Raw genomic sequence first — 22,080 nt, forward strand, 5'->3', positions numbered from 1 at the left:
GCCAGCCTCGATGGACGGTCCACCGGTCGTCGAGCGCAGGTGAGGGATTCGGATGAGGGACATATCGCGTCGGTCGGTGCTGGCCGCGGCCGGGACGGCGGGGGTGGTGCTCGCCACCGCGGGGGCGGCGCGGGCGGCCGAGCGCACGGCCGGCGTCGCTCCGGCCGAGGGGCCCGGCTCCGGCCGGGTGCGGCTCACCCTGCCGGCGCCGACCGGCACGCGGCGGATCGGCACCGCATCGCTGCGTCTGGTGGACCGTTCGCGCCGGGATCCCCGGGTCTCACCCGCCGCGTCCCGCGAACTCATGGTCAGCCTGTGGTACCCGGCGTCGCACACCCACGGCCGGCGCCGCGCACCCTGGCTCCCGCCGGCGGCGACAGCCCTCTACCGGCGGCAGGTCGCCCAGGACCTGCGCACACCGATGGACGACGTCGACTTCCCGGTGACGCATGCCTGGCAGGACGCCCCCGTGGAGGTACGGCGCCACGGCCATCCCGTGGTGCTCTTCTCCCCGGGCCTCCACACGATGCGCGCCATGGGCACCGCACTGGTCGAGGACCTCGCCTCCCACGGATACCTGGTGGTGACCATCGACCACACCCACGAGGCCTCGATCGTGGAGTTCCCCGGCGGCCGGGTGGAGCTGGGCCGGGACCTGGACCCGGTGGAGGCGCTGCGGGTCCGGCAGGACGACACCCGGTTCGTCCTGGACGAACTGGAACGGCTGAACTCCGGAAGGAACCCCGACGCCGACGGCCGCCGGTTGCCCCACCGCCTGCACGGCTCCCTCGACCTGTCCAGGACCGGCATGTTCGGGCACTCGATCGGCGGCGACACGGCCGCCGGGACGATGGCGCGGGACCGCCGCGTCCTGGCCGGCGCCGATCTGGACGGCAGCGTCAACGGGACGGTCCAGGACACCGGGCTCGACCGCCCGTTCCTGCTGATGGGCAACGCCACCCACGGACGCCACAACGACCCGTCCTGGGCGGCGTTCTGGTCGCATCTGCGCGGCTGGCGGCTCGAACTGCGTCTGCGCGACTCAGCACACCACACCTATACGGACATGTCCCCGCTGGCACAGCAGCTGGAGAGGGCGCTCCCGCTGCCGCCGGAAGCGGTCGCCGCACTCACCGGGTCCATCGGAACGATCGACGCCGACCGGGCCGTCGCCGCCCAACGCGCCTATCTGCGCGCGTTCTTCGACCTGCACCTGCTCGGCAGGGGCGGCCGCCTGCTGTCCGGTCCGTCCCCGCGCTACCCCGACATCGCGTTCATACCCTGATGAGGTGAGCTCTCTGCGGGGCGCGCGGTACGCCCCGCGCGCCGCGCCGGGTCCTCTGCGCGGCTGCCTACCGTACGTCCACCGGCTCCCGGCGGCTGTCGGACCACGCCTCCCACAGCGCCGCGTACCGGCCGCCCGCCGCGACGAGTTCGTCATGGCTGCCGGTCTCCACGACCCGCCCCTCGTCGAGGACGACGACGCGGTCGGCGGTCGCCGCCTGGGGGAGCCGGTGCGCGACGACCAGACCCGTACGCCCTTCCAGCGCCCGCGAAGCCGCCTCCTCCAGGACCCGCGCGCCCGCGCTGCCCGCGTCGGCGGTCGCCTCGTCGAGGATCGCGACCGGCGGGTCCGCCAGGACCAGCCGGGCCAGCGCGAGATGCTGCGCCTGGGTCACCGTCAGCCGGTGACCGCCCTCGCCGACGACCGTGTCCAGGCCGTCCGGCAGCGCCTGCGCCCACTCCAGGGCGCCGACCCGGTCCAGCGCCGCGCGCACCTCGTCCTCCGTGGCCTCGGGGCGGGCCAGGCGCAGGTCCTCGGCCAGCGGGCCCGCGAACACGTGCACCTCCTGGCTGATCAGCGTCACCGCGCGGCGTACTCCGGCGGCGCCCAGCTCGGCCGCGTCGACCCCGCCCAGCGAGATGGTCCCGCCGTGCGGTTCGTGGACGCCCGCGATGACCTTGGCCAGCGTCGTCTTGCCCGCGCCGCTGGCGCCCACCAGCGCCACCCGCTCCCCGCTGCGCACCTCCAGGTCGACCTTCCGCAGCACGGGCGCCCCGGTGCCGTACGCGTAGCTGACCGCGCTCACGCCGACCGAACCGTCCGCCGGAACGCTGCCGCCCGGAGCGGTCTGCTCGGCCGGCAGCTTGGACAGCCCGACCAGCCGGGCGAAGCTGGCACCCGCGGACTGGGCGTCGTCGATGAGGAACAGCGTGGCGTTGACCGGGTTGAAGAGGCTGTGGAAGTAGAGCGCGGCGGCGGTGGCCGTACCGATGCTCACCGAACCGCTGTCCACCAGCACGAAGCCCGCGCCGAGCACGGCGGCCAGACCGATGTACTCGGCCAGGTTCAGCCGGGAGAAGAAGCCGGTGACGATGTGGATTCCGCCCAGCGCGAGGTCCCGCGCCGACGCGGACCGCTGCTCCAGCAGCTCCGTGTGCGCACGGTTCAGCCGGAAGGCCCGAACGGTGCGCACCCCGCCGACACTGTCGAGCAACTGGTGCTGGAGCGCACCGGTCGCGACGCGGTGCTCGGCGTACACCGGAGCCGCCCGGCGCAGGTACCAGCGCACCGACAGCACCTGTACCGGCATCGCCAGCAGCGCCGCCACCAGGAACCGCCAGTCCAGCACGGCGAGTCCGACGAACGTCAGGACGATGGTGAGGGCTGAGCGGGTGAACTCGGGCAGCGCCTGGCGCACCGACTTCGCGATCATGGAGACATCGCTGGTGACCCGGGAGACCAGATCTCCCGAACCGGCCGCCTCGACGCGCTCCAGCGGCAGCCGCAGCGCCCGTTCGATGAACTGCTCGCGCACGGCGGCGAGTACGGTCTCGCCGAGCCGGGCCACGAGCGTGGAGCCGACCGCGGCGGCGGCGCCGCGCACCAGCGCCACGACGATGAGTAGCACCAGTGGCACCGTCAGCGCCCGCGAACCCCGCCGCTCCACCACCAGGTCCACGATGTGGCCGAGCAGGGGAGCGGTCAGCAGGCCGATCGAGGTCCCGGCGACCAGCACCGTGACGGCGGCCGCGGTCAGCCGCCGGTGGCCGCGCAGCATGGTGCGCAGTGCCGCGAGGCTCTCCGCACCGCTCGCGGTCGGCAGCAGCGCGCGGTCCGCGCCGGGTGTGCTCATGACCGTTTCCCCCTCTGTCCCTGTGCGGGCTTCTCCTGTGCGGGCGTTCCCGGCGCGGGTGTCCGTCTCTTCCGCGCTTCCCTCGTACGTGGACGTCATGCGAGCACCGCCGCCCGGTACCGCTCGTCACCCGCGACGAGTTCGGTGTGGTGGCCGGTCGCGCCGACGGTGCCCCCGTCGAGCACGACGACCCGGTCGGTGACCGCGAGGAGGGCCGGGCTGGTGGTGATCAGCACGGTGGTGCGCCCGTCGCGGACCTCCCGCAGCCGGGCGGCGATCCGGGACTCGGTGACGGTGTCCACGGCGGTGGTCGGATCGTGCAGCACCAGTACGGGGCTGTCGGCGGCCAGCGCCCTGGCGAGTGCGACGCGCTGCCGCTGGCCGCCGGAGAGGGACCGGCCGCGTTCGGCGAGTACGGTGTCGCCGCCGTCGGGCAGCAGCCGGGCGACCTCGTCCGCCGCCGAGGCGGCGAGGGCCTCTTCGACCGTGGCCGCGTCGTCGCGGGCTCCCGCCCGTACGTTGTCCAGCAGGCTGGTCTCGAACAGGTCGGCGTCGTGGTGGGCGACCAGGACGGCGCGCCGCAGCGCGTCAGGGGCGAGTTCGGTCAGCGGTACGCCGTCGAGCTCGATCAGCCCGTCGGCCGGGTCCCGCTCCCTGGCCAGGCAGAGCAGCAGATCGGCCGCGGCGGCCGGATCATCGGTGACCACTCCGATCAGCTCGCCGGGCCGGATGTCCAGATCGATCCCGCGCAGCGAGCCGAGCCGGACCCCGCTGAGGCGCAGCTGTCCCGCCGCGTCGTCGGGCACCGCGGTCTCGCCGCCCTCGACGGCCGCGGGCGAGTCCAGCACCTCGGCGATCCGGCGGGCGGAGGCGCGGCCCTGGGCGAACTCGGCGTTGACGTAGGTGAGCAGCTGGAACGGGCCGAGGAGGAACTGGGCCAGGCCCACCGCCGCCACCAGGTCACCGATGCTGATGCTGCCGCGCATGGCGAGGTAGGCGCCCACGATGCCGATGACCGCGATGAAGACGCCCGTGAGGGAGAGGACGGCGCCCTCGTGGCCGGCCCGGCTGCGGGCCGCCCGCAGCGCGGCGGCGAGCGAGTCCTGGCTGGTGGTGCGGTAGCGGGCGACGGCGGCCGACTCGGCGCCCATGCCCTTGAGGACCCGGAGCCCGGCGACCAGGTCGGCGGCGACGCCGGAGGCGTGCGCGGCCCGTTCCTGTTCGGTCTCGCTGCGGCGTTCGAGCGGCCGGCTGATGCGGTGTCCCAGCCACAGCAGTGGCGGGATGCCCAGCAGGACGAGGAGTCCGAGCGGGACGGAGATCCTGAGCAGGGCCACCGCGCTGATCACCAGCGCCGAGGTCGCCGCGACCCCGTACGCCAGGACCGTCGCCACCGAACCCACCCGGCGGGCGTCGTTGGTGGCGATGCTGGTGAGCGCGCCGGGCAGCCGGTTCGCGTCGGCGCCGCCGCGCGGGTCGAGCACCCGGGCGCCGAGCTCCATCCGGAGCCGGTGCGCGGCGCGTTCCCCCGCCCCCTCGGCGAGCCGGGCGCTGGTCCGGTAGCAGTTCGAAAGCACCAGGAACAGCCCCGCGAGCACCAGGAGCCAGCGCAGCAGCGACTGGGAGGAGCCGGTGGCCACCGCCGTGTCGATGGCCGCGCCGATGACGACGGGCACCAGGGCCTCACAGCCCTGGTGCACCGTGCCGAGCAGCGAGGCGGTGACGACGCGCCGCCGCTGCCCCCTGATCGCCCTGCGGAGGACGTGCCCCCCGGTCGGTCCTCCAGCTGGCATGCGGGCCTCCGCGAAGAGTCTGGGAATGTGGGTAAGGCTAAAAGTTAGGTAAGGCTACTCTAAATGGGTGGCCGCAGTGGTACGCCGCCCGCAATGTCCCCGGTCACGGCGGTGGACGCCATTTCGCCTGCGGGGGGCGCGCGTTGACCATCCGACGCTGTTCGGTTAGCCTCACCTAAGTTCCATCCGGGTCTTGCGTCATGTTCCGGCGCCCTATCGCTCGCGGTGCACCCGAACCGCCGTCAGGGGGAGTTGTCGTTGTCGGTCGAAACCCGGACGGCTCCCGAGGACCGGGCCGTCGTACCCGAAGCCGCGCCGCCCGCCCGGACCGCGAACACCCTGCGGGCCCTGGGGCTGGTCGCGGCGCTGGCCGCCCTCGTCCTGGTCGGACTGCTCAGCGTGTGGGTGGGCACCCGGGGCATCCCGTTCACCGCCACCTGGAGCGCGCTCTGGCACCCGGACGGCTCCGAGACCTCGATCATCATCCATGACTACCGCATCCCCAGAACGCTCCTGGGGCTGCTCGTGGGCATGGCGCTCGGCCTGTCCGGCGCGCTGATGCAGGCCCTCACCCGCAACCCGCTCGCCGACCCGGGGATCCTCGGCATCAGCCTGGGCGCCTCCGCCGGGGTCGTCGTGGCCATCGCCTTCCTCGGGGTGGGCTCGGTCCTCGGCTACGTGTGGTTCGCCTTCATCGGCGCGGCCGTCGCCTCCGTCGCCGTGTACCTCCTGGGCTCGTCGGGCCGCACCCTGGCCACACCCGACCGGCTCGTCGTGGCCGGGGCGGCGATGACCGCGGTGCTGTACGCCTTCAACTCGGCGGTGCTGCTGCTCAATCCGCGCGCCTTCGACCAGTACCGCTTCTGGACGGTGGGTTCGCTGTCCGGCCGGTACTACGACGTCATCTACGTCATCCTGCCGTTCATCGCGGTGGGCCTCCTGATCGCCCTCGGTCTCGCCCCCTCGCTCAACGCCCTCGCCATGGGCGACCAGCTCGGCCGCGCCCTCGGCCTGAACGTCGGCCGCACCCGGGTGCTGGGCGCCGTCGCCGTCATGCTGCTGTGCGGCGCCGCCACCGCCGCCGCCGGACCGATCGGCTTCGTCGGCCTCGCGGTGCCGCACGTCGCCCGGTTCGTCGTCGGCCCCGACCAGCGCTGGGTGCTGACGTACTCGATGCTGCTCGCCCCGGTCCTGCTGATCGGCGCGGACGTCCTCGGGCGGGTGCTCGGGTCGCCGGGCGAGGTCCAGGTGGGGATCATCACCGCGTTCCTCGGGGCACCGCTGTTCATCGCCCTGTGCCGCCGTCGAAAGCTGGTCATGCTGTGAGCGCCGTACGGGAGAAGAGCCCCGCCGGGGCCGCTACGGGGACCGAGCGGCCACGGGTCGTCAGCGGACTGGTCCTGCGCACCCGGCCCGGCGGGCTGTCCGTACGGGTCCAGGGGCGCGTCCTGGTGGTGACGGCCGTGATGCTCGTCGCGCTCGTCGCGGTCGCGCTCGTCACCCTCACCACCGGCGACTTCGAACTCTCCGTCGGTGAGGTCCTGCGGGCCGTACTGGGCCACGGCTCCGGCGGCGCCGACTTCATCGTCAACACCCTGCGCATGCCGCGCCTGCTCACCGCGATGTGCGTGGGAGCGGCCCTCGCGGTCAGCGGGGCCATCCTGCAGAGCCTGACCGGCAACTCCCTCGGCAGCCCGGACATCATCGGCTTCACCAACGGCTCGGCCGTCGGGGCGCTCCTCGTCATCATCGTGCTGCACGGCAGCATGACCCAGATCGCGGTGGGCGCGCTGATCGGCGGCCTCGCCACCGCCGCCGCGATGTACCTCCTCATGCTGGGCAGGGGACTTCAGGGCTTCCGGCTGGTCGTCGTCGGTATCGGGGTCAGCGCGCTGCTGCTCGCCGTCAACTCCTACCTGATCACCCGGGCGACCTGGCAGGAGGCGCTGGAGGCGCAGGCCTGGCTGATCGGCAGTCTGACCAACCGGGGCTGGCAGCAGGCCAACACCATCGGCATCGCCGTCCTCGTCCTGCTCCCGCCCGCGTTCTTCCTCGCCCGCCGGCTCTCCATGGTGGAGATGGGCGACGTCACTGCCATGGCGCTCGGCGTCGACGTGGCCCGTACCCGTGCGCTGCTGCTCGTCATCAGCGTCGCGCTCGCCGCCTTCGCCACGGCGGTCACCGGGCCCATCTGGTTCATCGCGCTGGCCGCGCCCCAGCTCGCCCGCCGACTGACCCGGGCCTCGGGCCCCGCCCTGGTCCCCGCCGCGCTCATGGGCGCCCTGCTGCTCGCCGCCAGTGACCTGCTGGCGCAACGCCTGTTCGCCCCCTCGCTGCTCCCGGTGGGCACGGCGACGGGGACCATCGGCGGGCTGTACCTCATCTGGCTGCTGATCACCGAGTCGCGAAAGAGCCGCGCATGACCCGAAAGACGACACTCACGACGGGTACAACGCGTACGACGGGCACGTCACGCACGACCGGCCCGGCCCGTACGTCCGATTCGACCGGCCCGGACGCGGACTCCGCGACGGCGGAGGGGACTCACATGAACGGGACGCACCCGGCGCCCGCCGCACGACTGCGGGCCGAGGACCTGACGCTCTCCTACGAGCAGCGGACCGTGGTCAGTTCGCTCGGCGTCGAGATTCCCGACCGCTCCTTCACGGTGATCATCGGGCCGAACGCCTGCGGGAAGTCCACGCTCCTCAAGGCGCTCGCCCGGATGCTCAAACCCCGTTCCGGGCAGGTCTATCTGGACGGCGCGGGCATCGCCACGTACCGCTCGCGCGAGGTCGCCCGGCGGCTGGGCCTGCTCCCGCAGTCCTCGACCGCGCCCGGCGGCATCACCGTGGGGGACCTGGTGGCGCGGGGCCGGTACCCGCACCAGGGCATGCTGAAGCAGTGGTCCGCCGACGACGAGACGGCCGTGCTGGACGCCATGCGGCAGACCGGTGTGCTGGATCTCGCCGACCGCCCGGTCGACGACCTCTCCGGCGGTCAGCGGCAGCGGGTCTGGCTCTCCATGGTGCTGGCTCAGCAGACCTCGATCCTGCTCCTGGACGAGCCCACCACCTTCCTCGACATCGCCCACCAGGTCGAGGTGCTCGACCTCTGCGCCGACCTGCACGCCCGCAAGGGACACACCGTCGTGGCGGTGCTGCACGACCTCAACCAGGCCTGCCGTTACGCCACCCACCTCATCGTCATGCGGCCCGGCGGCACGATCGCGGCCGAGGGCGATCCCGCCACCGTGATGACCGCCGAACTCGTCGAGGACGTGTTCGGGCTGCCCTGCCGGATCATCTCCGACCCGGAGACCGGCACGCCCCTGATGGTGCCGGCCGCGCCCCGGCGACACGTGCCCGAGGACGCGCCGGCCGGTGCGGAGTCCGGCGGCCCCGTGATGGCCGAGACCGGCGGGCGTGTGCGTTGAGCGATACGGAGAGGGAGTAACACCGCCTCCGGAGTGCCGACTTGGTCATTGAGGTTAGGTAAGGCTAACCTAACTCTTAATGGTTCACCGGGGGTACGCGGCGATCCGGCCGCTCCTCGCGCACGGTGGAACCCGAGGAAGGAACGCCTTGATCACGGCCACACCGCGCCCCTCAGTCGCGTCGACGCACACCCCGGACGCACCCCTCCTCCCTGACATCCTCCGGGTGCGCCGGGCTCACTCCGGGGACGCCGCCGCCCTCGTCGCACTCTCCGAGCCGTTCGTCCGCTCGGGGGCGCTGCGCCGCCGGCCCTTCGACGTCTACGCCGCCCGAGCGGCAGACTTCCTGGTGGCGGAGGAGCCCGGCGGCGCCCTGCACGGCTGCCTCGCGCTGCGGGCCCATCCCGACGCGGAACCCGGCACGACGGCCGAGGGTGCGGGCGTCCTCTACAACTTCTGTGTCGCCCGGCAGCGGCAGGGCAGCGGCCTGGGCGCCCGGCTGCTGGGCGCGGCACTCGCCGGGGCGCGGGCCCAGCCGCTGGCGGCCCTGTTCACCGCGACGACCGGCAGCGGGCGGCTCTTCCTCCGGCACGGATTCGCGCCGGTCCCGCCGGGTCTCGCCCCGCGCGCCTGGGCGCGCACGCTGGATCCCCGGCGGGGCGCGCGCGTTCTGGCCCGCGCGCTGTGACGACGGTGGCGTGCCCCGGACTCCGGGGCACGCCACCGCTCATGCCTCACGCGTCACACATCACGTCTCAGCGTCATGCCTCATGCCTCACGCGTCCGGGAGGATCGTCGTCCCGGGGCTCCGCTCGTCGAGTACGCCGCGCAGCACGGCGTGCGGGACCCGGCCATCCAGCACCTGCGCCCGCCCCACCCCGGCCCGGACCGCCCGCAGGCAGCCCTCCATCTTCGGGAGCATCCCGCTCGCCAGCCCCGGAAGCAGCCCGGCCAGCTCGGCAGCCGTCAGGCGCTCGATGACCTCCGTGCTGCGCGGCCAGTCCCCGTACAGCCCTTCGACATCGGTCAGCATCACCAGCCGCTCGGCGCCGAGGGCGACCGCGAGGGCCGAGGCCGCGAGATCGGCGTTGACGTTGTAGACCTCCCCCTCCGTGCCGCGCGCGAGGGGTGACACCACCGGGATGCGGCCCAGCTCCAGCAGTGAACGGACGGTGTCCGGGGCCACGTTCACGATGTCGCCGACCAGGCCGATGTCCACGGGCGCCCCGTTCACCCGGCCGGACCGGCGCACGGCCGTCATGGTGTGGGCGTCCTCGCCCGACAGCCCCACGGCGAACGGGCCGTGTGCGTTGATCGCGCCGACCAGTTCCCGCTGGACCCGACCGGTGAGCACCATCCGCACCACGTCGAGGGTCTCCTCCGTGGTCACCCGCAGACCCGACTCGAAGCGGACCTCCAGGCCGAGGCGGTCGAGCATCGCGCTGATCTGCGGGCCACCGCCGTGGACCACCACCGGTAGCAGGCCGGAGTGCCACAGCTCCACGACATCGCGCGCGAACATCTCCTGGAGCGATCCGTCGACCATGGCGTTGCCGCCGAACTTGACCACCACCACGCGGCCCCGGGTCTCCGTGGGCAGGGCCGGGCCGGACCGGGGCTCCGGCAGTGTCCGTCTCCTGTGCTGCGGTGACTGCTCATGGCTGCCGGCTCCGGCCGGCGCGACCCGTACGGTCATCTTCTTCCGTCTCTCCTGAGGTGGGGCGCCGTCACACGTCGTGGTGGACCCGGCCGAGCAGCAGATCGCGCAGCAGGCCGTCCGTCGTGCGGACGACCGCGCTGCGAGCCGCCCAGCGCAGCGCCATCGCGTGCTCCTCCGCGGTGAAGTCGGCCACGGCGTCGGCGACGACAAAGGGCTGGATGTCGTTCATGAAGGCGTCCGCGGCGGTCAGTAGCACTCCCAGGTGGGCGTGCACGCCGCACACGATCAGCTGATCGCGCCCCGTCGAGCGCAGCAGCCGGCCGAGGTGGCTGTGCAGAAAGGCGTTGGGGCGCACATTGGGCAGCACGTGCTCGCCCGGCCGGGGCGTCAGGGCCTCGATGATCGAGGAGTCGCCGGGTCCGTCACCGACGCCCGGACCCCAGACGTCCGCGACGAGCCCCCGCCTGCCCGGCGACTGGGCCGCGGGTTCGGCGCTGAAGACGACCGGGATGCCGAGCGTTCCGGCGAGTTCCCGCAACGCGGCGATGTTCTCGACCAGTTGGACGACCGGGGACCGGCCCGGCGGGAACGCCTGGACGAAGTGGTTCTGCATGTCGTGGACGAGCAGTGCGGCGCGGCCGGGGACGATCGTCCAGGAGGGCCAGGAGCGGGGGAGGGCCGTACCGTCGGGCATGTCGTAGGACTCGATGACTGGCAGGCCCATGACCGGCCCCTCCCCTGATGATCCGGCGATCCGGCCGTTGACGATCCGGCGATCCGGCCGTGGCGCGAGGATGCACTGCGACTTAGTGAAGCCTAACCTAAGTTTCTTGTGGCGGGAGGGGTCAGGGGTGGGAGTGGTGCTGCTGGTGCGCGCAGCTCCGGGGCGCGGTGAGGAGGCGTCGGATCTGCTCACCGGCATCAGTGGCGTCGCGAGCGAGCGCCGGGAAGAGCAACTGGAGGTCGCAGTGGCCGGATTCGTACTCGCAGCGCAGGGTGATGCCGTGCCGGTCCAGTGCGAGGGGGAGTGAGCGGATCATGCCGCGCGGCAGCCCGGAGCCCGCGAGCCCGAGCAGATCGGCCATCAACTCCTCGTGCGAGTCGGTCAGATGGGTCAGCATGGCGGCCTCCTCCACCGCCAGCGGGTCGGGTTCGGCGAGTGCGATCTCGTCCAGCCCGACGTCCGTCGCGCCCGCCGGGGTCCGCAGCGAGACCCGCGCCGAATCGAGCCGGAGCGCCCCGTCGGTCTCCGGTGCCAGCCAGCCGGACACCGTCACCCTCGCGCGGACCCGGTCGCGCAGCGGGGTGGGGGCGATGTCGGTGAACTGCAGCAGGACGGCGAGGCTGCCCATGGGGGCGTCGGCGGCCTCCCGCGCCAATGGGCTGTCGGGGCCGGGGTGGAGAGTGACCTGACCGGCGGCGCTGACCGAGTGGAGCCCGATCAGGTCGTACGCCTGCGCGGTCGTGGTGAGGGAGAGCGAGGTCGCGCGGGACAGCACGGTGCGGACCTGCTCCGCGTCGGTCGGCCCGGCCGGAACGGTGTCTGCGTCGGCATCGGTGTTCAAGGGGACTCCCGGTGAGACGGATTCAAGTTAGGTAAGCCTAACCTTATTTTGTGGGTCGTGCGGACGGGTGCTGCCTCCGCACCCCTCCGCACTACCGTTCGCCGGATGAGGGACGATCGGGTGAACCGTCCAGGGAGGGTCTCGATGAACATCACCTTGCGGGTGGACGCCACGCCGTCCGCCCCCGCGCTCCTGCTGCGCCCCTGGGGTGAGGCGGACATCGGGCCGCTGGGCAAGGCGTTCCGGGACCCCGCGTTGCGCCGAGGGGCGAGCGGCCCCATGGAGAGCGCCGAGGACCTACGGGCGTGGCTGGAGCTCCAGGGGCGCGGCTGGGTCACCGGGGAGCGGCTCGCCTTCGCCGTGATTGAGGATCACCCGGGCTCCCGCGAGGGCCGGTTGGCGGGCAGCGTGGTCATCAAGAGGGGCATTTCCGGCCAGGGGCCCGCGGAGGCCGGCTACTGGACGGCGGCGCACGCCCGAGGCCGCGGGGTGGCCCCCCGCGCTCTGGAGGCCGTCACCCGCTGGACCTTCGAGACCTTCGCGGCCGACGGCCTGGAGAGCATCAACCTGCTCCATCAGGTGGACAATCCGGCCTCGTGCCGGGTCGCGGAGAAGGCCCGCTACGAGTTCCGCCAGATCCTTCCGGCCCAGCCGCCGTCCTTCCCCCGGCCCGGCCATCTGCATGTGCGGCAGGCCGGCTCCCCGGCCTGATCCAGGCTGCGAGGCGCCTGGGGTGCGACGGTTGCGGGGTACCTGGGGCGCTACGGTTCCGGCGTCATGAGGCCGACGCTCGCGGCCCCGGATCGGGCCTGCCGCCTTTGACTCTTGTTCGCGCGGCACCATGCGCCGCATCGCCGTGAGTGACGGCATGGACACCTGAGTCATGTCCGCCCAAGCCGGACGGGGTGGGCGCGCGGACGTGCACTGGTACAGACCAGGGTCTTGACAGTCCATTGGTTCACTTCTTAAATCACGTAGTGAATTAAGTAGCGTGCACAGCAGCCCCACAGTGCCCCCGCATCAGTTCCACAGCACGTGCCTGCCATCCCCACCTGCACCCCACCCGCACCCGCAATTTCGCCCCACCTCCTGAACGGCACCCCGCCCCGGTCGGCGCAGCTTCGGCATGCCCCAACGCGCCCTGCGCCTGTCCTGTCATATACATGACATGACAGGCCCCCTTCCCCCTCATGCACCGGAAGGGAGAGTCATGGACTCCCCACGCCTGTCGCGGCGTCTGCTGCGCTCCGCACTCTCGGCCCTGACCCTTGCCCTGGTCACGACCGCCCTCGTGGGCGGTGGCGCCCACGAGCGGTCACCCGCCCTCTCCGATACGGCGGCCTCGGCCGCCATGACGTTCGACGAGGAGTTCGACGGTTCTGCCGGCTCGGCGGTCAACGGCTCCAGATGGCAGATCGAGACCGGTGACAACGTCGACAACCACGAGCGGCAGTACTACACCGCCGGGAACAGCAACGCCGCGCTGGACGGCCAGGGACATCTCGTCATCACCGCGCGCAAGGAGAACCCGAACAACTACCAGTGCTGGTACGGCACCTGTCAGTACACGTCGGCGCGGCTGAACACCTCGGGCAAGTTCACCCAGGCCTACGGTCATGTCGAGGCCCGGATGAAGATCCCGCGCGGCCAGGGCATGTGGCCCGCCTTCTGGATGCTCGGCGACGACATCGGGCAGGTCGGCTGGCCCAACTCCGGCGAGATCGACATCATGGAGAACGTCGGCTTCGAACCCGGCACCGTCCACGGCACCCTGCACGGACCCGGCTACTCCGGCTCCGCCGGCATCGGCGCCGGATACACCCTCCCCGGCGGCCGGGCCTTCGCCGACGACTTCCACACCTTCGCCATCGACTGGGCCCCCGACTCCATCACCTGGTCCGTCGACGGCAACGTCTACCAGCACCGCACCCCCGCCGACACCAACGGCAACACCTGGGCCTTCAACAAACCCTTCTTCCTCATCCTCAACCTCGCCGTCGGCGGCTACTGGCCCGGCGACCCCGACGGCAACACCACCTTCCCCCAGCAACTCGTCGTCGACCACGTCCGCGTCACCACCAACGACAACCAACCCCCGGCGGGTTCGGGCACCATCACCGGCCTGGCCGGAAAGTGCGTCGACGTGGCCGCGGCGAACAGCGCCAACGGCACTCCCGTCCAGCTCTACGACTGCAACGGCTCCGCCGCTCAGCGCTGGAGCGTCGGCGCGGACGGCACGATCAGGGCCCTGGGCAAGTGCCTTGACGTCGCGTCAGGTGGTACGGCGAACGGTTCCGTCGTCCAGTTGTGGGACTGCAACGGCTCCGCTGCCCAGCGCTGGGCCGTCAGCGGTGCGCACGACATCGTGAATCCGCAGGCGGACAAGTGCCTGGACGTCACGGGGAACAGCTCGGCCAACGGCACCCGGCTCCAGATCTGGACCTGCACCGGAGCAACCAACCAGAAGTGGACGGTGAACAGCTGATGCGCCGAGACCTGCTGCGCGGGCACGCCCCCGCCGTACGGAGCGCGCTGGGAGTCGTGGCCGCCGCCGCACTCCTCGCCGGACTGACCGGCTCGCCCGCCCTGGGCGCGGCCGCGGCCACCGGGCAGATCACCGGTACCGGCGGAAAGTGCGTCGACGTCGCGGCGGGAGCCACCGCCAACGGCACCCCCGTACAGCTCTACGACTGCAACGGCTCTGCCGCCCAGCAGTGGAGCGTGGGCAGTGACGGGTCGGTCAAGGCGCTGGGGAAGTGTCTTGACGTAGCGTCAGGTGGTACGGCGAACGGGGCGGTCGTCCAGTTGTGGGACTGCAACGGCTCCGCTGCCCAGCGCTGGAGCGTCAGCGGTGCGCACGACATCGTGAATCCGCAGGCGGACAAGTGCCTGGACGCGACGGGGAACAGCTCGGCCAACGGCACCCGGCTCCAGATCTGGACCTGCACCGGCGCGACGAATCAGAAGTGGACCGCGCCCGCGGCCGGCGGAGGCGGCGAGGACCCGGCGTCCCCCGGGGCGATGGCGGTCGCACCGTACCTCTACAACGGCTGGGGCAGCCCGCCCAGTCCGGCCACCGTCATGAACGCCACCGGCGTCAAGTGGTTCACCCTCGCCTTCGTCCTCAGCAACGGCTACTGCAACCCGCAGTGGGACGGCGGGAGGCCGCTGACCGGCGGCGTCGACCAGCAGACGGTGAACACCGTCCGGGCGGCGGGCGGCGACGTCATCCCGTCCTTCGGCGGCTGGAGCGGCAACAAGCTGGAGAGCTCCTGCTCCAGCGCCGGTGAGCTGGCGGCCGCGTACCAGAAGGTGATCAACGCCTACGGTCTCAAGGCCATCGACATCGACATCGAGGCCGACGCGTACGCCAGCGCCACGGTGCAGCAGCGCACGGTCGACGCGCTGAAGACCGTCAAGGCCAACAATCCGGGCATCAAGGTGTACGTCACCTTCGGCACCGGCCAGAGCGGGCCCGACGACAGCATGATCCGCAAGGCGTCGGCCTCCGGGCTGACCGTGGACAGCTGGACGATCATGCCGTTCGACTTCGGCGGGGCGGGCCAGAACATGGGCAACCTCACCGTCAGCGCCGCAGAGGGGCTGAAGAACGTGGTCAAGGGCGCCTACGGGTACACGGACGACCAGGCGTACCGGCACACCGGGATCTCCTCGATGAACGGCATCACCGACGACAACGAGACCGTGACGGTCGCGGACTTCCGCACCATCCTGGCCTACGCCCAGCAGCGCCACCTGGCCCGGCTCACCTTCTGGTCGGTCAACCGGGACCGCCCGTGCACCGGAGGCGGCGCCGACACCTGCTCGGGCGTCTCCCAGCAGCCCTGGGACTTCACGAAGGTGTTCGCCCAGTACGCGGGCTGACCGTCAGGACCGTCCCCTCACCGCGCCGTCTCACCCGCACAGGAGAACCCGTGCTCAGATCCGTCCGAAGAAGACCCGCCACCCCCGGAAGACCCACGACTTCCGCAAGCCCCGCCGGCAACCGGTCCGGACCCGCGCCGGCCCGTCGGCGGCGGGCGCTGACCTCGGTGCTGGTGGCCGGTGCGCTGGCCGGCTCCGTCCTGGCCGCAACCCCGGCCCCGGCCGCGGTCCGGGCCGCCACCGCCCCGGCCGCCGCCGCGCTGCCGACCGGCTGGGCCACCGTCGTCAACAGCGGCAGCGGCAAGTGCCTGGACGCCCGAGCCGCCGCGACCGTCAACGGCACCGCCGTCCAGCAGTACACCTGCAACAGCTCCACCGCCCAGCAGTGGAGCCTGACCGCGACCAGCGGCGGCTATGTGCGCATCAACAACCGCAACGACGCCGGCCAGGCGGTGGACGTCACCGACGTCTCCACCGCCGACAGCGCCGCCGTCCAGCTCTGGACGTACAGCAACGGCGCCAACCAGCAGTGGCAGCCGGTCGACGAGGGCGGCGGCGCCTACCACTTCGTCAACCGCAACAGCGGCAAGTGCCTGGACGTGCCCGCCGCCTCGACGGCCGACAGCGTCCAGCTCGTCCAGTACACCTGCAACAACTCCGCCGCCCAGCGCTTCCAGGTCACCCCGGTGAGCACCGCGCCGGGCGATGTGGACCTGGGCCCCAACGTGGTGGTCTTCGATCCGTCGATGCCCTCCGCCACCATCCAGAGCCGGCTCGACTCGATCTTCCGGCAGCAGGAGACCAACCAGTTCGGCAACCAGCGCTACGCGGTGATGTTCAAGCCGGGTACGTACAGCAACGACGTCAACGTGGGCTTCTACACCCAGGTCCTCGGGCTCGGGCAGTCGCCCGACTCGGTGACGATCAACGGCGCGGTCCACGCGGAGGCGGACTGGTTCCCGCCGAACAACGCCACCCAGAACTTCTGGCGCGGCGCGGAGAACCTCTCGGTGAACCCGACCGGCGGCACCGACCGCTGGGCCGTCTCCCAGGCCGCCCCGTACCGGCGGATGCACGTGCGCGGCAATCTGGCCCTGGACGACGGCGGCTGGGCCAGCGGCGGCTTCATGGCCGACACCAAGATCGACGGCCAGGTGCGGTCCGGCACGCAGCAGCAGTGGCTCACCCGCGACTCCACGCTCGGCGGCTGGACCGGCTCCAACTGGAACATGGTCTTCGTCGGCAGCCAGGGCGTCCCGGCCACCAGCTTCCCCAACCCGCCCTACACCACGGTGAACCAGGCACCCGTGGTCCGCGAGAAGCCCTTTCTGTACGTGGACGGCAACGGCGCCTACCAGGTGTTCGTTCCGGCCGTCCGGACCAACGCCTCGGGCACCACCTGGGCGGGCGGCAACGCCGCGGGCACCTCGGTCGGCATGGACAAGTTCTTCGTCGTGAAGGCCGGAGCCACCGCCGCGCAGATCAACGCCGCGCTGGCCGAGGGGAAGAACCTGCTGGTCACCCCGGGCGTCTACCACCTCGACCAGACGCTGAAGGTGACCAGGCCCGACACCGTCGTGCTGGGGCTCGGCCTCGCCACGTTCATCCCGGACAACGGGGTCACCGCGATGACGGTGGCCGATGTCGACGGGGTCAAGGTCGCCGGCATCCTCCTCGACGCCGGAACCACCAACTCCGCGACCCTGATGGAGGTCGGCCCGGCCGGATCCTCGGCCTCGCACGCGGCGAACCCGACCTCGCTGCACGACGTCTTCTTCCGGGTCGGCGGCGCCGCCGTGGGCCGGGCGACCACCAGCCTGGTGGTCAACAGCGACCACGTCATCGGCGACCACATGTGGATCTGGCGCGGCGACCACGGCAGCGGCATCGGCTGGAACAGCAACAAGGCGGACACCGGCCTCGTCGTCAACGGTGACGACGTGACGATGTACGGGCTCTTCGTCGAGCACTACCAGAAGCACCAGACGATCTGGAACGGCAACGGCGGGCGCACGTACTTCTACCAGAACGAGATGCCCTACGACGTGCCCGACCAGGCGTCCTGGATGAACGGCTCCACCCAGGGCTACGCCGCCTACAAGGTCGCGGACTCCGTCACCAGCCACCAGGCGTACGGGCTCGGCAGCTACTGCTTCTTCAGCTCGAACCCGGGCGTGACCGCGGAGCACGCCTTCGAGGTGCCGAACAACCCGAACGTCCGGTTCCAGAGCATGGTGACCGTCTCGCTCGGCGGCACCGGGACCATCCGGCACATCATCAACGGGCGGGGCGGCCCCTCCAACTCCTCCTCCAACGTGGCGAACCTCGTCAGCCAGCCCTGACCCGACCCCGACAGTTCCGTGCGACGTCCTCATGACACACCGGGCCGGATCCGGACACCACCGGATCCGGCCCGGCCCCCCACCGGTTCGGAACGGACGATTCCAATGAACACCCACACCACCAGGCCGAAAGCCCGGTCCCGCGGCGGCATCGGCCGCCTGCTCCTGCGGCTGCTCCTGCTGCCGGCGCTCCTGCTCGGACTCACCGCCGCCCCCGCCCACTCGGCGGCGAAGGCGCCCGCCTTCAAAGTGATCGCCTTCTACAACGGCACCTGGGACGCGGCGCACATCAGCTTCGTCCAGGAGGCCAACCGCTGGTTCCCCACCACCGCGGCGGCCAACAACTTCTCGTACACCTCCACCAACGACTGGTCCCGGCTGGACGGCATCACCCGGGACGAGTACCAGGTCGTCCTGTTCCTCGACGACGCCCCGCAGACCGCGTCCCAGCGCTCCGGATTCGAGCGGTACATGCGCTCCGGCGGCGCCTGGATGGGCTTCCACGTCTCCGCGTTCACCACGGAGGCCCAGAACTGGCCCTGGTACTACGACCAGTTCCTCGGCAGCGGCGACTTCAGGTCGAACACCTGGGGCCCGACCACCTCCGTGCTGCGCACCGAGGACCGGACCCACCCCGCCACCACGGGCCTGCCCGCCACCTTCACCTCGTCGGTCAGCGAGTGGTACTCCTGGTCGAACAACCTGCGGGACAACCCGGACATCAAGGTCCTCGCCTCCGTCGACCCGGTCAGCTTCCCGCTGGGCACGGACCCCAACCAGTCCTGGTACAGCGGGGACTACCCGATCCTGTGGACCAACACCGGCTACCGGATGCTGTACGCCAACTTCGGCCACAACGCCATGGACTACGGCTCCGGCACCACCCTGTCCTCGACCTTCGCGAGTGAGACCCAGAACCGGTTCGTCGTGGACGGGCTGAAGTGGCTGGGCGGCGCGTCCGCGAACGGAGGCGCCCGGCCCTGATCACCGCCCCGGCCCGCCCTCGGGCATCGGGGCGTCGAGGGTGTCGAGGGTCCGGACCCAGTCACGCGTGAGCCGGGTGAACTCCTGCGCCGCGGAGCTCTGATACGCGGCTTCGCGGCGCAGCAGCGTGACCGTGCGCGAGGGAAGGGCCGGGGTGAGGGGGACGGGGCTGAGGTGGGGGTGGTCGCGGGTGAGCGCGTCGGGCAGGACCGTGGCCAGCGGGGTGCGCCGGACGATCTCGGTGAGGGCGCTGATGGAGTTGGCCTGCACCGCGACCGACGGCGTCGTGCGGTGGAGGGTGAAGTAGGCGTCGATGTGGCCGCGGGTCGCGAAGTCGCCGCTGAGCAGGGCGAGCGGCTGCCCGGTGAGGCTTGTCACCGGCAGGGCGCGGGTGCTCCCCGCGCGGGAGTGGCGGGGGCCGACGACAAGACTCAGGGTCTCGGTGAACAGCTCTGTGGCGGTGATGCCGGGCAGATGCGGGCCGTGGAAGGCGATGCCGAGATCGAGTGCGTCGGCCAGCAGCGCCGACTCGATGCGGTCCTGGGGCAGCTCCCTGACATCCAGCGTGATTCCCGGGTGGCGGGTGTGGAGCAGCTCCGCCAGCGGGCCGATGAGGTACGCCGTGAAAGTCGGTGTCATGGCCAGCCGCAGCGCGCCGCGGGACAGGTCCCGCACGTCGAGCACGGCGCGTTCCGCGGCGGCGAGGTCCTGGAGGGCGCGGCGGGCGTAGTGCGCGTACGACTCGCCCGCGTCGGTCAGCCGGACCGCGCGGCCGGAGCGGTCGAGCAACTGGACCCCGACCGCCCGCTCCAGCTGCTTGACCTGCTGGGACAGGGTGGGCTGGGAGATGTGCAGCTCCTCGGCCGCCCGGGTGAAGTTGGCGTGTTCCGCGACGGCGAGCAGATAGCGGAGATGACGTAGTTCCAGGGCCATACCTCACACCATAGATCACATCTATGACAGGTATGGATATTACGTCTTGGACACTATAGATACAGGTCATGCATGGTGGATCTCGTCAGCCCGACGGGCCGACAGCCACCGAAGGGAGTCACCGTGCACGACCTCGCAGCAGGCGTCGCGCGTTTCCGCCGGGATGTCTTCCCGGCAAAGGCGGAGCTCTTCGCCCGCCTGGCGGGCACGCACACGCCGACGACACTGTTCATCAGCTGCTCCGACGCCCGCGTGGTCCCCGAGCTGATCACCGGCAGCGAGCCGGGTGAGCTGTTCGTGATCCGGACCGCCGGCAATCTCGTCCCGGCCTACACCCCCGGCGCCGAGGGAGTGGCGGCGAGCATCGAGTACGCGGTGGCGGTCCTGGGCGTCACGGACATCGTCGTGTGCGGTCACTCCGCCTGCGGCGCCATGACGGCCCTGGCCGAGGGCCACGACCTGAGTGCCCTGCCGACCGTCGCCGGCTGGCTGCGTCACGCGGACGCCTCCGTGGCCCGCGCCGCGGAGTCCGGGGTGGACGCGCTGGTCCGGGCCAACGTCCTCGCGCAGCTCGCCGGCCTGGCCACCCATCCCTCGGTGGCCAGGGCACTGGCGGCGCGGAAGGTGACGCTGCACGGCTGGGTCTACGACATTCCCACCGGCGCCGTCACCCGACTCGACGCGTCCGGCGCCCCGGCACCGGCCGGGGTGTCCTGACCCGGGACAACCAAGCCCCTCCCGTTCCCCGGCTACCCCCGTCCCCGGCCCACTGTCCCGGGACGCCCCACGAGCCGCCGCCCCGGCCCCGGAGCGGCACTCCACGAAAGGACCCCACCGTCATGGTGCACGCCCAGTTCGACAACACCGCCCGCCAGCAGCTCGCCATCACGGCCGTCGAGGCCAAGACGCGCAAGGACCTGTCCTGGCAGCAGATCGCCGACGCGGCGGGCTTCTCCGTCGCCTTCGTCACCGCCGCCGTGCTCGGCCAGCACGCGCTGCCCAAGCCCTCCGCCGAAGCGGTCGCGGAACTCCTCGGCCTGGACGAGGACGCGGTGATGCTGCTCCAGACCATCCCGACCCGCGGCTCCATCCCGGGCGGCATTCCCACCGACCCGACCATCTACCGGTTCCACGAGATGCTCCAGGTCTACGGCACCACCCTGAAGGCCCTGGTCCACGAGCAGTTCGGGGACGGCATCATCTCGGCGATCAACTTCCGGCTGGACGTGAAGAAGGTCGCGGACCCCGAGGGCGGCGAGCGCGCCGTCATCACCCTGGACGGCAAGTACCTGCCGACCAAGCCGTTCTGAGCAGCCCCGCCTCCGCGTACCCCCACACTCACCGCACCACCCCGAGGACCCCCATGGACTTCGCGCAGCGCACCATCGACATCGCCCGCCGCAACGTCGCGGAGGGCGGCCGCCCCTTCGCCACCGTCATCGTCAAGGACGGCGAGATCCTGGCCGAGAGCCCGAACCGGGTCGCCCAGACCAACGACCCGACCGCCCACGCGGAGATCCTCGCCATCCGCGAGGCCTGCACGAAGCTGGGCACCGAGCACCTGACCGGCACCACCATCTACGTACTCGCCCACCCCTGCCCGATGTGCCTGGGCTCCCTGTACTACTGCTCGCCGGACGAGGTCGTCTTCCTCACCACCCGGGACGCCTACGAGCCGTACTACGTGGACGACCGCAAGTACTTCGAACTCGACTCCTTCTACGGTGAGTTCGCCAAGAACTGGGACGAGCGCCGGCTGCCGATGACACACACGCCCCACGAAGGGGCGACCGAGGTCTACCGGCTCTGGCAGGAGGGCAACGGCGGCGAGCGCCGGGTGCCGGGCGCTCCCACCGCCTGAACGTCCGGCGGTCGGGTCCCACCGCCTGACCGTCCACCGGCCCGACGGCACACCGATGGGCGCGTGCGGTGCGGCCCGTTCCGGGGAAGGCGAAGGTCATGACGACATCGCTCGGTGCATTTGTCCTCGGTACTCCGGACCCGCCCGCCCTCGCCGACTTCTACCGCGCCCTGCTGGGCTGGGAGGAGGTCGAGCGGGGTGCGGAGTGGGTCCGGCTGCGGTCCCTCGAACAGGAGCGGCCTGGCCTGAGCTTCCAGCTGGAGGCCGACCACACCGCTCCCGTATGGCCGCCACGACCGGGTACCCAGCAGATGCAGGCACACCTGGACGTGCAGGTCGACGACCTGGACGTGGAGACCGCTCGGGCCTGCGCGCTGGGTGCGACGGTCGAGGAACACCAGCCGGAGGACGACGTGCGGGTCCTCCGCGACCCGCACGGTCACCTGTTCTGCCTCTTCCTTCCGGGAGCGTGAGCGGCGTTCAC

General features: G+C 71.7%; 19 protein-coding genes and 1 pseudogene. 14 read left to right on the forward strand and 6 right to left on the reverse strand.

Annotated elements, in window-relative coordinates; genetic code table 11:
- Positions 1-52 precede the first annotated feature (52 nt).
- Positions 53-1,285: a hypothetical protein gene (locus tag OG892_RS33590; protein ID WP_073735173.1), complete on the forward strand. Its 1,233-nt coding sequence runs from the start codon at positions 53-55 to the stop codon at positions 1,283-1,285.
- Between the two features lie 67 nt (positions 1,286-1,352).
- On the opposite strand, the gene OG892_RS33595 is transcribed toward OG892_RS33590, so the two are convergent.
- On the reverse strand, positions 1,353-3,236 hold the full coding sequence (locus OG892_RS33595; protein WP_371631054.1) for an ABC transporter ATP-binding protein: 1,884 nt from the start codon (positions 3,234-3,236) through the stop codon (positions 1,353-1,355).
- Positions 3,233-4,930: an ABC transporter ATP-binding protein gene (locus tag OG892_RS33600; RefSeq protein ID WP_073735175.1), complete on the reverse strand. Its 1,698-nt coding sequence runs from the start codon at positions 4,928-4,930 to the stop codon at positions 3,233-3,235. The genes OG892_RS33595 and OG892_RS33600 overlap by 4 nt, the downstream gene beginning before the upstream one ends.
- Before the next feature lie 258 nt (positions 4,931-5,188).
- On the opposite strand from OG892_RS33600, the gene OG892_RS33605 reads away from it, so the two are divergent.
- The 4 genes from OG892_RS33605 (at position 5,189) to OG892_RS33620 (ending at position 9,054) form a co-directional block, all read left to right on the forward strand.
- Positions 5,189-6,256, forward strand: a complete 1,068-nt coding sequence (locus OG892_RS33605; RefSeq protein WP_079193377.1) for an iron ABC transporter permease — start codon at positions 5,189-5,191, stop codon at positions 6,254-6,256.
- Positions 6,253-7,353, forward strand: a complete 1,101-nt coding sequence (locus OG892_RS33610; protein ID WP_328864752.1) for an iron chelate uptake ABC transporter family permease subunit — start codon at positions 6,253-6,255, stop codon at positions 7,351-7,353. The genes OG892_RS33605 and OG892_RS33610 overlap by 4 nt, the downstream gene beginning before the upstream one ends.
- A gap of 125 nt (positions 7,354-7,478) precedes the next feature.
- Positions 7,479-8,366, forward strand: coding sequence for an ABC transporter ATP-binding protein (locus tag OG892_RS33615; RefSeq protein WP_371631055.1), 888 nt, complete (start codon positions 7,479-7,481; stop codon positions 8,364-8,366).
- A gap of 148 nt (positions 8,367-8,514) precedes the next feature.
- Positions 8,515-9,054 (forward strand): GNAT family N-acetyltransferase, encoded by a 540-nt coding sequence (locus OG892_RS33620; RefSeq protein WP_371631056.1) that lies wholly within the window; start codon positions 8,515-8,517, stop codon positions 9,052-9,054.
- An 87-nt stretch (positions 9,055-9,141) separates the two neighbouring features.
- Here the strand turns inward: OG892_RS33620 and argB are convergent, their stop codons facing one another.
- The 3 genes from argB to OG892_RS33635 form a co-directional block, all read right to left on the reverse strand.
- Positions 9,142-9,912 carry an acetylglutamate kinase gene (gene argB, locus OG892_RS33625; protein WP_371631732.1) on the reverse strand — a complete coding sequence of 257 codons (771 nt, stop codon included), beginning with the start codon at positions 9,910-9,912 and terminating at the stop codon, positions 9,142-9,144.
- 181 nt (positions 9,913-10,093) lie between these two features.
- Entirely contained in the window at positions 10,094-10,750 is a 657-nt protein-coding gene (locus tag OG892_RS33630) for an isochorismatase family protein (protein ID WP_371631057.1), read from the reverse strand.
- Between the two features lie 121 nt (positions 10,751-10,871).
- Complete coding sequence (locus OG892_RS33635) at positions 10,872-11,591, reverse strand: DUF2470 domain-containing protein (protein WP_371631058.1); 720 nt, start codon at positions 11,589-11,591, stop codon at positions 10,872-10,874.
- Positions 11,592-11,735: 144 nt separating this feature from the next.
- On the opposite strand from OG892_RS33635, the gene OG892_RS33640 reads away from it, so the two are divergent.
- The 5 genes and pseudogenes from OG892_RS33640 to OG892_RS33660 all read left to right on the forward strand — a co-directional run.
- The gene (locus OG892_RS33640) at positions 11,736-12,302 is read left to right on the forward strand and encodes a GNAT family N-acetyltransferase (protein ID WP_371631059.1); all 567 of its coding nucleotides are present in this window, start codon (positions 11,736-11,738) and stop codon (positions 12,300-12,302) included.
- Between the two features lie 499 nt (positions 12,303-12,801).
- On the forward strand, positions 12,802-14,076 hold the full coding sequence (locus OG892_RS33645) for a ricin-type beta-trefoil lectin domain protein (protein ID WP_371631060.1): 1,275 nt from the start codon (positions 12,802-12,804) through the stop codon (positions 14,074-14,076).
- Complete coding sequence (locus tag OG892_RS33650; protein WP_371631733.1) at positions 14,076-15,476, forward strand: ricin-type beta-trefoil lectin domain protein; 1,401 nt, start codon at positions 14,076-14,078, stop codon at positions 15,474-15,476. The genes OG892_RS33645 and OG892_RS33650 overlap by 1 nt, the downstream gene beginning before the upstream one ends.
- Positions 15,477-15,634: 158 nt before the next feature.
- Complete coding sequence (locus tag OG892_RS33655) at positions 15,635-17,818, forward strand: RICIN domain-containing protein (protein WP_371631734.1); 2,184 nt, start codon at positions 15,635-15,637, stop codon at positions 17,816-17,818.
- 105 nt (positions 17,819-17,923) lie between these two features.
- Positions 17,924-18,784 (forward strand): annotated as a pseudogene (locus tag OG892_RS33660) (ThuA domain-containing protein); the annotation flags it as partial.
- 18 nt (positions 18,785-18,802) lie between these two features.
- Here the strand turns inward: OG892_RS33660 and cynR are convergent.
- Complete coding sequence (gene cynR / locus OG892_RS33665) at positions 18,803-19,735, reverse strand: transcriptional regulator CynR (protein ID WP_371631061.1); 933 nt, start codon at positions 19,733-19,735, stop codon at positions 18,803-18,805.
- Positions 19,736-19,858: 123 nt separating this feature from the next.
- Here cynR and OG892_RS33670 point away from each other — a divergent pair, with 123 nt between their 5' ends.
- The 4 genes from OG892_RS33670 (at position 19,859) to OG892_RS33685 (ending at position 22,069) form a co-directional block, all read left to right on the forward strand.
- Positions 19,859-20,452: a carbonic anhydrase gene (locus OG892_RS33670; RefSeq protein ID WP_371631062.1), complete on the forward strand. Its 594-nt coding sequence runs from the start codon at positions 19,859-19,861 to the stop codon at positions 20,450-20,452.
- A 122-nt stretch (positions 20,453-20,574) separates the two neighbouring features.
- Positions 20,575-21,045, forward strand: coding sequence for a cyanase (gene cynS, locus OG892_RS33675; RefSeq protein WP_073734186.1), 471 nt, complete (start codon positions 20,575-20,577; stop codon positions 21,043-21,045).
- Positions 21,046-21,098: 53 nt separating this feature from the next.
- The gene (locus OG892_RS33680) at positions 21,099-21,596 is read left to right on the forward strand and encodes a nucleoside deaminase (protein WP_371631063.1); all 498 of its coding nucleotides are present in this window, start codon (positions 21,099-21,101) and stop codon (positions 21,594-21,596) included.
- Between the two features lie 98 nt (positions 21,597-21,694).
- Positions 21,695-22,069 carry a VOC family protein gene (locus tag OG892_RS33685; protein WP_371631064.1) on the forward strand — a complete coding sequence of 125 codons (375 nt, stop codon included), beginning with the start codon at positions 21,695-21,697 and terminating at the stop codon, positions 22,067-22,069.
- Positions 22,070-22,080 lie beyond the last annotated feature (11 nt).

The organism is Streptomyces sp. NBC_00341 (assembly GCF_041435055.1).
GTDB lineage: Bacteria > Actinomycetota > Actinomycetes > Streptomycetales > Streptomycetaceae > Streptomyces.